Source organism: Paenibacillus sp. NPDC058367 (assembly GCF_042723305.1).
Classification (GTDB): Bacteria; Bacillota; Bacilli; order Paenibacillales; family Paenibacillaceae; genus Paenibacillus_AQ.
On sequence record NZ_JBHXIZ010000001.1, the window covers coordinates 2347963 to 2360375 of the forward strand.

9 protein-coding genes are annotated in these 12413 nt (G+C 43.7%); 4 read left to right on the forward strand and 5 right to left on the reverse strand.

Features of this window, described 5'->3' with window-relative positions; genetic code table 11:
- Positions 1 to 23 precede the first annotated feature (23 nt).
- The 3 genes from ACFWMP_RS10245 to ACFWMP_RS10255 form a co-directional block, all read right to left on the reverse strand.
- Positions 24 to 1325: an ABC transporter substrate-binding protein gene (locus tag ACFWMP_RS10245; RefSeq protein ID WP_042185065.1), complete on the reverse strand. Its 1302-nt coding sequence runs from the start codon at positions 1323 to 1325 to the stop codon at positions 24 to 26.
- Positions 1326 to 1386: 61 nt separating this feature from the next.
- Positions 1387 to 2220, reverse strand: a complete 834-nt coding sequence (locus ACFWMP_RS10250; RefSeq protein ID WP_042185063.1) for a carbohydrate ABC transporter permease — start codon at positions 2218 to 2220, stop codon at positions 1387 to 1389.
- Complete coding sequence (locus tag ACFWMP_RS10255; protein ID WP_042185061.1) at positions 2220 to 3101, reverse strand: carbohydrate ABC transporter permease; 882 nt, start codon at positions 3099 to 3101, stop codon at positions 2220 to 2222. The genes ACFWMP_RS10250 and ACFWMP_RS10255 overlap by 1 nt, the downstream gene beginning before the upstream one ends.
- A 202-nt stretch (positions 3102 to 3303) precedes the next feature.
- Between ACFWMP_RS10255 and ACFWMP_RS10260 the strand changes: the two genes are divergently transcribed.
- Both ACFWMP_RS10260 and ACFWMP_RS10265 read left to right on the forward strand, forming a co-directional pair.
- Positions 3304 to 5058, forward strand: a complete 1755-nt coding sequence (locus ACFWMP_RS10260; RefSeq protein WP_379423392.1) for a cache domain-containing sensor histidine kinase — start codon at positions 3304 to 3306, stop codon at positions 5056 to 5058.
- Entirely contained in the window at positions 5055 to 6716 is a 1662-nt protein-coding gene (locus ACFWMP_RS10265) for a helix-turn-helix domain-containing protein (RefSeq protein ID WP_042185057.1), read from the forward strand. The genes ACFWMP_RS10260 and ACFWMP_RS10265 overlap by 4 nt, the downstream gene beginning before the upstream one ends.
- A 100-nt stretch (positions 6717 to 6816) precedes the next feature.
- On the opposite strand, the gene ACFWMP_RS10270 is transcribed toward ACFWMP_RS10265, so the two are convergent.
- Together ACFWMP_RS10270 and yicI are read right to left on the reverse strand one after the other, a co-directional pair.
- On the reverse strand, positions 6817 to 7983 hold the full coding sequence (locus tag ACFWMP_RS10270) for an SGNH/GDSL hydrolase family protein (protein WP_339245054.1): 1167 nt from the start codon (positions 7981 to 7983) through the stop codon (positions 6817 to 6819).
- Between the two features lie 124 nt (positions 7984 to 8107).
- Complete coding sequence (gene yicI / locus ACFWMP_RS10275; RefSeq protein ID WP_379423395.1) at positions 8108 to 10429, reverse strand: alpha-xylosidase; 2322 nt, start codon at positions 10427 to 10429, stop codon at positions 8108 to 8110.
- A gap of 127 nt (positions 10430 to 10556) precedes the next feature.
- On the opposite strand from yicI, the gene ACFWMP_RS10280 reads away from it, so the two are divergent.
- Both ACFWMP_RS10280 and ACFWMP_RS10285 read left to right on the forward strand, forming a co-directional pair.
- On the forward strand, positions 10557 to 11447 hold the full coding sequence (locus tag ACFWMP_RS10280; protein WP_379423397.1) for an AraC family transcriptional regulator: 891 nt from the start codon (positions 10557 to 10559) through the stop codon (positions 11445 to 11447).
- Between the two features lie 124 nt (positions 11448 to 11571).
- Positions 11572 to 12330, forward strand: coding sequence for a hypothetical protein (locus ACFWMP_RS10285; protein WP_379423399.1), 759 nt, complete (start codon positions 11572 to 11574; stop codon positions 12328 to 12330).
- Positions 12331 to 12413 lie beyond the last annotated feature (83 nt).

The following is a 12413-nucleotide window of genomic DNA, read 5'->3' on the forward strand; positions in this document are numbered from 1 at the left end:
TTAATCTTATGAACGAGCTTCACTTATTTCTTAAGCTTGTCCCAAGCTGCTTGCATGCCTGTCATCCAGCCATTCACATCAACCTTGCCAGCGATCATCTGTTGAATCACACTAGCAAATTCTTGAGTTACACCGTCAGGGAATTTAGAGGATTGCAAACCATACACTTTGTCTTCTTTTACATAGTTCCATACGTCAGATCCAAGCTTACCGATATCTTCAGGAGTTGCTTCGATGGTGGACAACGCAGGGATGAATTTCCATTTTTTAACGATGTACTCTTTACCCATATCTGAAGTTACCAACCAGTTCAAGAATGTTTTAGCTTCTTCTTTAGATCCGGAATCTTTGTTGATAACAAGGTTTGCAGGAATACCTACAGTCATTTTGTCATTCTTTGCAGCATCTTCATTGATTGGCATAGGGAACATACCGATGTTCATGTCAGGTGTAATGTTATCAACAAGGGTTTGTGCCCAGTTACCTTCTTGCATCATTGCAGTTTCACCTTTAGCAAACATAGCCAAGTGAGTGTTAGCATCTGTAGTCAACGGATTTTTTTGTCCGTATTTCAAAGTCAAGTTGAGCAAGTTGCTCCAATCTTCAAACACTTTGTTACCTACGATTGTACCGGTACCATCATTCAAGCTCTTAATGAAGCCATTTACATCATCTTGTTGAGCAAATGCTACGCTGATCCCTTGGTTACCAAGGAGCCACCATTCTTGATACGCATTACCAAAAGGAGTTACGCCAATCGCTTGCAATTTCTTAGCCGCATCTTCTAGTTGTGACAATGTTTTAGGAGTTTCAGTGATGCCTGCTTTTTCGAACAGGTCTTTGTTATATACAAAACCAATTCCTTCAAGGTTCATTGGCATACCGTACACTTTACCGTCTTTAGTCATTGGCTCTGCTGCCATAGGAATCAGATCTTTCACCCAAGGTTGATCGGACAGATCTTCCATCTTATCTCCCCAAAGCTCCATTTCAGCATATCCGCCATTTGAGAAAATGTCAGGCGCGTCGCCGGAAGCAAACTTAGTCTTCAGTGCTGCAGCGTAATCGGCACCACCACCAACGGTTTGAATATCCAGCTTGATGTTAGGGTGTTCTTTTTCAAATTCAACCTTAAGCTCATTAAGACCTTCAACGATTTCAGTTTTGAATTGAAAGATCTTAACCGTCTTTACTTCACCTTTATCTGTGCCAGCGCTTCCATTTTGTGAGTTACTAGAAGCGTTATTGCCTCCACCGCATGCTGTTAATGCTAAACTCATCGCCATTACTGCCGAAAGTGCAACTGCCGAGCGTTTCTTATTCATTATATTTTCCCCCTTAAGATAGTGGACTACTTATGAAATATTTGGAACGGAGGGCTCGGTGTTAACCTTTCACCGAGCCAGCCGCTATTCCCTCAACAATGTAACGCTGCATGAACAGATAGAAAATGATAATTGGAGCAATCCCGATTACGAGAGCCGGAAGCGCCATATCCCATTGTTTGGTGTATTGACCAAAGAAGGAGAAGGTCGCCAGCGGAATGGTCCGAAGTTCTGGTGCCTGAAGAATCAAGGAAGGCAGCAGATAGTCATTCCATATCCCAAGTGCATTAAGCACGATCGTTGTCATTACCATTGGCTTCAGCAAAGGAAGTACTATGCGGAAGAATACGGTAATTGGATTACATCCATCAACTGTAGCCGCCTCTTCAATTTCAAGCGGAACGGACTTGATAAAGCCGTGGAATAGAAAGATTGCCATTGGAACACTGATCCCTAGATTCGTGATAATCAAACCCAGGAAGGAGTTGTTTACTCCCATTACATTTACAACTTTCAAGATTGGAATCATGATCGTTTGAAACGGAACAACCATTGCGGCTACGAACAACAGTAACAAAAACTGATTAAATTTCGTATTCGCCCGAACCATACGATAAGAAGCCATCGCACTAAACAGAGAGATTAGAATAACACTGATAACCGTTATGATAACCGAATTTCGGAAAGCTTCACCGAAACGTGCCAATTTCCAAGCACTTGTATAGTTCGACCACATAAATGTCTGTGGCCAGCTTGCAGCATCACTCAGAATTTCACCGAACGATTTCACTGAGTTTGCTAGCAAGAAATAAAATGGAGACAGGAAGAGCAGGGCCAGAAGAATCATCAACACTTCCACGCCGATATTCCATCTGCTTTTTGTCTTGGCGTTCATTAAGCTTCTACCTCCTTGCTCTTCGTAATACGGACTTGAATCAGAGTGATAATCGCCACGATAACGAAGAACAGCAGCGCTTTAGCAGTACCCAGACCGTAACGATTGTTCAGGAAGGCTTCATTGTAAATATTCATAGCAACTGATTCTGTAGATTTGAACGGTCCGCCTTTCGTCAAGGAAAGGTTAAGGTCAAACATTTTGAAGGACCAAGAAATGGCCAAGAACAAACCAATGGTTACAGCCGGCATAATCAACGGAACTACAATGCTGCGTAGTACCTGCCAACGGGAGGCACCATCAATATCAGCCGCTTCCAGGACTTCTTTCGATACGTTACTGAGAGAAGCGATGTAGATAACCATTAGATAACCGGAAGACTGCCAAACAAAAACCATTACAATCGCCCAGAAGCCGGTTGTTGCATCACCCAGCCAAGGAAGATTAAAGAACGACCAGCCTGTGAGTTCTCCCATTGTTGCGAACCCTTTGATGAAGATAAATTGCCAGATGAACCCGAGCAACAATCCCCCAATAACGTTCGGCATAAAGAAGATCGTCCGAAGCATGTTACGTGTCTTTAATGGTTTCGTTAACAGATAAGCTAGGAAAAACCCTACCACATTAGTCAAAATTACACCTAACACAGTAAATCTTACGGTAAACCAAAAGGAAGACCAGAAGTCGGGGTCATTCGTAAATATAGTGGTGAAGTTTTGAAATCCTACCCAACTTACATTACCGGATACACCGTTCCAGTCTGTGAAGGAGTAATACATCCCCATGATAAATGGGATAATCGTTATTAAGGTAAAAAACAAAACTGCAGGACCAACGAAGAATACCTGTTGACCTAACTGGGACAACTTAGTGCCGCGCATTTATTGTCCCCCCCTTTCTTTTGCTCACTTACTTGTTTATGCTTTATACACATATTATCTGTTTTTTTGAGCGCACCTCACACCTACGGAAGTGATCTTTCAGGTGTAAAATATTGATCGGATGTGACAAATTTCGATGAAATGGAACACGATTCGCACAAAAATGATCGTTTTCATCCTACTTCCAACACTAATTTGTATTATGGCCACGATGTTTATAAGCTACCACTTTAGTACTCAATCCTTAAGAACAAGAGCAGTAGATGAGAATACGAACCTTCTCTTTCAAGGTACTAGAAACATTGAAAGTTTGATTCAGGAAATCAATCGACTCTCCCTTATCGTCTATTCAGATTCAGAATTCTACAGATCTCTCGAAGCTGGATACGAGGATATGCTAGCAAATGCACGAATTTATTCTTCTCTGAATTACATTTCATCATCTATGCCTGACATATCTCAGGTCTATTTATACGGTGTCAAGGACAGCAAAGCCACTCTGCTCACCCAAAATACACCGAAACGTTGGCAGGGTGTTCCACCTTATCCTGATTCCAAGATCAATACCGATTCTGCGGTATCCTTACAGAGTACGCATTTAAGTCATAGCTACGGCCTAACGGCACCGATCCCGCAATTTATACCGGAGCCAGTGTTTACCTTACACAGAAGAATCGAAAGAGTCCCTACCACAAAAGCGCTTGGTTACCTGTCGATTGATGTCAAGCTAACGGCTCTAACCGACATCATCAGTCAGTTATATGATCAGAAGCAGGAGAACATCTGGCTGCTGGATGGCAACGGAAACATTGTCTATGGGGACAATAGTGAAGAATACGGCAAGAAACTGAATGCAGCTTGGTACGATACGAATATCAGGGACAAGCAAAGCTCACAAGGATACTTTGAAGAGGACAAAGCTATGTTTATTTACCAGAATATCGAAGGTCCAGGGTTAAATTGGACGTTGGTGAAGCAGATTCCCGTATCTTATCTTTTTCGAGAAGCCAATGAGGCGGCAACGATCAATATAGCACTAATGGTCCTGCTGCTGATTACAATTACAACGCTAACGATCCTAATCTCTTTTCGAATCACTGCCCCGATCAAGCAATTGACCCGCTACATGAATCAGGTCCAGACCGGGAAGCTTGATATCGATATCCGTCCCATGGGCAAAGACGAGATCGGTGTCGTTACAGAACGGTTCCGCAGTATGATGGATACGATCAACAATCTGATCCTAAGAGAATACAAGCTGGAATTAACTAATAAAACGAATGAATTGCGGGCTTTGCAAGCGCAAATCAATCCGCATTTCCTTAACAACACCTTGCAGATCATCGGTACGCTTGCCTTGGAGCTTAAAGTACCCCAAATCTACTCTCTTCTTTCGGCGCTAGCGAAAATGATGCGCTACAGCATGTACAATGAGGAGAAGATTGTCACGGTTAAGGAGGAACTGGATCATGTCAAAGCTTACGTCGAACTACAGAAGGAACGTTTTGAAAATAAATTCAGTTTCCGTTACGATATGGAGGAAGCTCTTTTAGAGACATTTATGCCTAAGATGATTCTGCAGCCTATTGTAGAAAACTATTTCAAACACGGTTTTAACCATTCCCGCTCAGACGGATTTGTTGAGATCACCGCGGCCAAATTGGGCGACAAGCGAATGGAAATCTGTATTCAAAACAATGGAAATGCTATCCCTTCAGCGAAACTGGATCTTTTGCGGCAGAAGCTTCAACATTCCACTAGAACAGATATAGATTTATTAAGAAATACAGAGCAAGACAAGGAAGCTACAGGCTCTGGTATTGGTCTGCCGAACGTTCTGGCTCGGCTCAAGCTCGTATGCGGAGATAGCGCCATCTTGACGGTGGACAACCTCAGAGCAGGTGGAGTAGTTGTAAGACTGGAAATAGACATTATAGCGGAGCGTGAGACGATATGAAGGCGTTAATTGTTGATGACGAGGCGAGAGTCAGAAAAGCTGTTAGACTTCTTGTCGACTGGGACGCACATCAAATCAATGAAATTCTGGAAGCCGGAAACGGAAATGAAGCTATTGAGATCATTCGGCAAGCGAAACCAGCCTTGGTCATTATGGACATGATGATGGAATCCGGTAATGGCGTAGAATTAATGACATGGGTTAACGAATTTGCCGGCAACATCAAATTCATTGTGGTTAGCGGACATAATGATTTCGAGTTCGTGCGCCAGACTGTACGTCATGGTGGAATTGACTATATCCTTAAGCCCATTGAAGCGGAGGCAATCAATGTAGCAGTCGCTAAGGCAGTGGCTGCCTGGCGTTCAGAGGAAGCTGACCGTAGCGAACGCCAGAAGCAGAGCATCCAGCTTAATGAGTTCAAGCCCATCTATGGAGAAAAGCTGCTGTCCGCACTAATCGATGATCCGATCAACTCGGAATTATCTCTTCGAAGGTTGCGAAGCGATGGCATTATCCCGGAAAACGTCCTCTCTTCGCGCCTAATACTGGTGCAGACAGATACAGGAAATAATCTCCTACTTAACCGTTTTGGAGGAGACACCGGTCTCCTGAACTACGCTATCGTCAATATTTGTAATGAATTTTTGCAAGGTCAGCGTAAGGGTGTGGCTTTTCGTTACTGGGGAGGTCCTTCGGAGATTGCCATCATTCTATGGGATATCCAAACGTCTGTTGTCGAGCTTATAGGGAGAATTAATCAGGGGATCTACTCTACTTTGCAGGTCCGAATGCATTTCGGAATTAGCTGCATCGGTAACCTACCTAAGCAATTATCTTATCAGCGTGCAGAGGTGGCTGAGGCCTTACAGCGTAGAAATTTATTAATTCATGAGGATTACTGCCATTTTTCTACTTCCTCCGAAGAGTTTAAAGAGCGCAATGAAACCGCAAAGACAGAAATTCAAGGACATGCATCGCCGACGATCTTCGCACATGTGAAGGAAGATTGGAAAATGGCGGTCATCAGCGGAAGCACTGATGTATTGTCCGCGGCAGCACAGCACTGGGTGGACGAGCTTAGCCGATGCGGAATTGTTACACCAGAGATTCTAAACTCGTGGAAGAATGATGCACTCTTATTTCGTTCCCAGTTGGTACGGGAAACGTTAGGCCCTGATGCCGATAGCGCACTAGTCGAGTTAGAACAGGCCGATCAGCTTCACCCAGCTCCTTATACGAATGGTTACTCGTTCTCCTTATTTGCTTGGCGTGACTGGTCATTTGATCTGATGGAGCGAATATCAGAAGTGATAGCCGCTAAACAAGCTAAAGAAAGCAATCCTATGCATGATATCGTGAAATATATCGAACTTAATTATGCCTCTGATCTATCCTTGCAGGAGATTGCCGGAAAGTTCTTTGTTAGCCGCGAATATATTTCACGCCGATTCAAACAGGAATACGGCATTAATTTCTCCGATTTCATCGTTAACGTCCGGATAGATAAAGCTAAATTGCTTATGCAGAACCCTCGTCTAAAGCTGTCGCAAATTTCCGAAATGGTGGGGTTTCATGATGTGAAGTATTTTAGCAAGGTATTCAAGAAACAGGTTGGTGTATCACCCAAGGACTATCGAAACCAGTTTAAAATTTAATTAATACCACGCTACGAGAAAACGGTTGTCTCCTTTATGGAAGACAACCGTTTTCTCGCAGAAATATAAAGATAATGTATAGCGTGAAACTTATATTTTCTTATATTTTTAAAAAGGCGTCCGCGACCGTCTTACCGGCTATGCCGTTCGGATGCGGGTCGTCTGTTCCACTCATAAACTCTGGTCTGATCCGGTGATCGTCTGGTGCAGGCAATGACAATAGGCTTGCTATATCAAACACCCGGCTCACACCTATAGGCGGATTAGACAAAATCTCACGATTCACCTTGCGCCAAGTTTCTTCTCTTTCACCCTGAAAATTGAACGGTGGCACCGTACTTAGAATAATATTAGCTTCAGCATTTGCCCCCTTGATCTTAGAAATAATGGTCTGCAAGTCACCAAGAAGCTCGTCCGCCGAACGGCAGCCAATATCAATATCATTTACTCCGAGTACGATCATCACTTCATCACTTTGCTTAGTTTTGTTTAGCCATGGACCATCTGCAGCGACATCATAAGCTCTAGCCCAGCCAGAGCCGAGATTCCATACACCAATATCCGTGCCAAGACCATCCGCAATTCTCGCGACCCAATATTCGTACTCATCCTTTAATGTCCGCACACCTTGAGTAATCGAATCCCCCAAGAATACTAGTTTCTTGGTAACAGATTTCTTATACCCAATGAAGCTTGGCAGTACCAAAAGATTATCAGACGCTGTAAAACCATCCGCTGATTGTTGTGCGGCAAGATTTCCGGGCGCGTCATAAGCTGAAACCAGCATCCCTTCAACATTGAAAGGAATCGATTTACCTGCAGTGAGTGTCTTAATCGTCCACGTAAACGCCAAGTAATGACCCTCCGGCAGAACAATGCTTGTCTCATCACTCCAGAAACATTCGCCAGCCGCAACGGTTTTTGAGGCTTTGCCCTCAAAGGTAAGCGCATGCTGTGTATTCTCAGCTATTGTTCCGTCTGGTTCTGTTCCTCCGTCAGCGATATAAGCTGTCTCGATAACCCAGTCGCCTCCAGGTTCACTGCCTACAGCTTCTTGCCCTTGATCCCATGTAGAATCCACCGCGTTGCTATGCCAGAACTTCAACTTCAACGTACCATTTTCCCTTAAACGAATATAAGTCCGGAAGGTATGCGTAAATGGTTCTTGCCTATTCATTATAAAATTCGCTGCAGTTGAAAGAACCGTTGCTGAGGTATATTCCGTCTGGTTCAATACTCCACTTCCCTTTGTTAAATTAGTATCCATAACGTTCCCCCGTTATTCAGTAAGATTGTAACACTAAAACCTCTCCAATAAACCAAGAGAACAGATCGTCCACCCAGTTTACAAGAGAGGTTATGGCTATATCAATATGCTTTAAGAAACAATCTTATTTCAATGTAATCGTAAACGATACGGTTTTTGCACCTGCGTTTACTTTTACTGTAGTTTCATCTACTTGCTCTGCACCTTCTACAGAAGCGATAGCTCCCAGATCTTTAAGTGAAAGCGAGAATTCTTTACCGCTACCTTCCGCAGTAACTGTTACCGTACTGCCTTTACGGTCAGCCTTCACAGTCAATTCAGGAGCACCTTTGAGATCACGAACGGTTGCAGAAGTCGTAGTGCCATCTTCAAGTGAATATAAGCCGAATTTAACGCCATTCGCATAGTCGTAATCCGGTTTGTTATCCACACTGCCGATTGCCAGCAAGGAATTCTGGCGAACGAATAGTGGCAGGCTAAAGAAATCATATTTCTCTTTGCGCCATGATCCACCTTGTACGGTTTCACCAGTAAGCAAGTGAGTCCAGCGACCAGCCGGCAAGTAGTACTTCGCTTCGCCGTTTTCTTGGAAGATTGGGGCTACAAGCAAGGATTCACCTAGCATGTATTGACGATCCAACACTTCGCAAGTAGGATCTTCCGGGAATTCCATAACCATAGCCCGCATAGAAGCCCAGCCATGTTCATGAGCTTGTCCTGCTACATCATACAGATAAGGCATCAAGCTACATTTGAGTTTGGTGAAGAAACGGGTAACATCACAAGCTTCATCATCATAAGCCCAAGGCACACGGTACGAAGTGCTACCATGCAAACGGCTGTGACTGGACAATAGTCCAAACGCCAACCAGCGTTTGAATACATGTGCCGGAGCCGTGTTCTCAAAGCCACCGATATCATGACTCCAGAAACCGAAACCAGACAATCCTAGAGACAATCCACCGCGAAGGCTCTCTGCCATGGATTCATAATCTGCGTAGCAGTCACCGCCCCAGTGAACTGGGAACTGTTGGCCACCGGCAGTTGCAGAACGTGCGAACAATGCCGCTTCATTTTTACCAAGCTTCTCTTCTAGCACTTCAAATACAACCTTGTTGTACAATTGAGTGTAGTAGTTGTGCATTTTCATCGGATCAGATCCATCGAAGTAAACTACATCTGTAGGAATACGCTCGCCGAAGTCTGTCTTGAAGCTATCTACGCCCATATCTACCAAATCACGCAGATAGCCGGCATACCATTCACAAGCCGCAGGGTTGGTGAAGTCCACCAGTGCCATGCCCGCTTGCCACAAATCACATTGATAAACGTCACCGTTAGGTTTTTTGAGCAGATAACCATTTTTCTTGCCTTCTTCAAACAAGCGGGAACGTTGCCCGATATAAGAGTTGATCCATACGCAGATCTTCAGCCCTTTATCTTTCAGGCGTTTCAGCATGCCTACTGGGTCAGGGAATACGCGCTCATCCCACTGGAAATCGGTCCATTGATATTCACGCATCCAGAAACAGTCGAAGTGGAATACGCTCAGTGGTAAATCGCGCTCTGCCATACCATCTACGAAGGAATTTACGGTTGCTTCATCGTAGTCGGTAGTGAAAGAAGTTGTCAGCCACAGGCCGAATGTCCATGCTGGCGGAAGCGCAGGCTTGCCAGTGAGTGATGTATAGTTGCTAATAACTTCCTTAATGGTAGGACCATCAATCACGAAGTATTCTAAGCTTTCTCCAGCTACGCTGAATTGCGCTTTTTTCACTTTTTCTGAAGCGATTTCATACGAAACGAGCTCAGGATGGTTAACAAATACCCCGTAACCTTTGCTGCTTACATAGAAAGGAACGTTCTTATAAGCTTGCTCGGAGCTAGTACCACCGTCTTTGTTCCAAAGATCTACGGTCTGTCCATTCTTAACAAAAGCGGTAAAACGCTCGCCCAAACCGTATACGAATTCGCCTACACCGAGATCCAGCTCTTCACGCATATACGTGTTGTCGTCTTGATCCGTGATATAAGCCATTGATTTGTAACCGCTACCTGTAATTCTCTCGTCGCCACGATAGAAATCCACTGCCCATTGCTCGCCTTTGCGAATCACTACACGAAGTCCGCCGCTAATCAGCACAGTCTCTGAATCGGTTTCTTCAATTTTTACATGATCGCCAGTGCCTTTTGTAAGTTCGAAAACCGGACCGCGTTCTTGTACGCCATCATGATGAATAATTTTAACCCCTACCACACCTGGAAGCGGGGAATGAAGTTTTACAGTAAGCAGGGTTGAATTCAACGTCGCTGAACGCCCTGTGATTGGAGTTGTTTGAGTAATTGCTGTTAATCCTTCTGGAGTCTTTTCTACAACATAATTTTGAACTGCACCGTTAATCGTGATACCATCACGCACCAGCCAGAGACCATCAGTAAATTTCATTGTGTACTTGCCACCTTTCAATTTGGTGTTTATAGTTGCATTATACCGATAAAAAATAAACAAAACTAATACTATATAGCTCATTTATAACACTATTTTGATGTTTTTCACGAAAGGAGTGGCATTTATGGACCGTACAACCCAGAGTTTGCTAAAAGAAGACAGAGTGCATGGCGACAGCATGTTTCCGCTTGCAGCTTATTGGATAGAATTGCCGGCTGGAACACATGTACTCGATACCCATTGGCATGAAGAAGCGGAGTTTTTTATGCTGCTAGAAGGAGAAATTCTGTTTCAGGTAGACACCGAATATTTCCCGCTTAAAGCTGGTGAGGCTGTTTTTATTGAGTCGGGTGATATTCATGCCGCCTATGTACTGAATGAGGACACTCCCTGCAGATTCTGCGCACTTGTGTTTCTCCCTGATCTTCTGGCTAGTGCCCAATATGATGCGATCCAGCAGAACACCATCTTACCCCTTCAGGAGAAAAGACAAAGCTTTCCTCGCCACCTAACACCGGCTGTGAAATGGCAGCATGAACTTCTCGGGCACTTAGAACGCATGATGGACGCCTACGCTGCGCAATCTCCCGGGTTTGAAGCTTTTATTAAAGGCACGTTACTCATCATGCTCTCGCTGATTGCTCCAGAGGATCGTTTTGTAAACCGCAGCCAGCTGGATGACGCTGATACTACTAAGATCAATCGACTTAAGAAGATTATTCTCTATATTCAGGATAACTATCAGGAGCCGATTCGAACTCGGGACCTCTCCGACCTTATCCCCATGAGTGAAGGACAGTTCTGCCGCTTTTTCAAAGAAATGACCCGTAAGACTCCAGTAGATTACATTAACTCTTACCGAATTCGCCAAGCCGCCGATCTACTGCAACAAAGCAACAGAAAAATATCCGACATCGCATTCGAGGTCGGATTTGATAATGTGAGCTATTTTATTAAAGTGTTTCGCAGAGCGATGAAATGCTCGCCTTCGGAGTTTAGGAAGGGGTCCCGTTGACATCTTGTTGTTCGACTTCTATTCATCGGTCGTTCTGAAGCTAATGGCTCTCTTTATTAATTCTTCCTGTTCATCTACCGATATATTATAGATAGATCTTATCGTCGTAGGAGGAGAATGAGCCATGCATATAACGAATATGACCTCTGCTATGGGAACGAGACTTAATGTAGCTGTTAGTCACCAAACTAACGATAAAACCATAAATTCAAACAGCAAGACAAGTGGTAGCGGAGACCACTTATCGTTAAGCAAATCTGCAAAAGCAGCTTTTCAAAATCAATCTCAAATGAGCGGAATGGTTGATTCTCTACTTAAACAAAAACAGAGTATCATCGATAGCAAGAACAGCCTAATTGAAAGAACCACCAAAAACTCACATAACCTTGATTCTATTCAAGATCAACTTAAGGAATTCGATAAACAGCTCCAAACGATTGACCAACAAATTGCGAAGTACACCTTTGAAGAGCAACAAAAGAACTTAGAAAAAGCTCAAAAAGAAGATCTATCGGATGAACCTAAAACCGAGCAAGAGATACAAAACGAAAGATTGAACACGATTGTTGCTATAAGCCAAAATGTTTCACAAATGGAGGTAGTTTCTTCTACCCATTCTAAGATGCATGGCGAGGCAAGAGTTCTGACCAAGGAAATCGAATCGGATGAAGCTCGTTCTACTCATTCTGCAACAGCCAAACGTGAGCAGTTATCAAAAATCGAAGATAGAATATCGGAAATGAACGAAACGTTAGGCGATACCATAAAAGACACCGGAGATAAAATTAAAGATCAGGAACGGACTGAGAAATTAGCCACCTACCAAGAAATTCAGCGTTTAGCCGAAGATTCTGATAAGTCGCAGCTAGAAATACTAATCTAACAAAGACAAAATTCTCTATATAGAAAAAGCAATCGGACCTCTACCACATCAAAGGGGTTGCCGATTGCTTTTTTATATGCAGA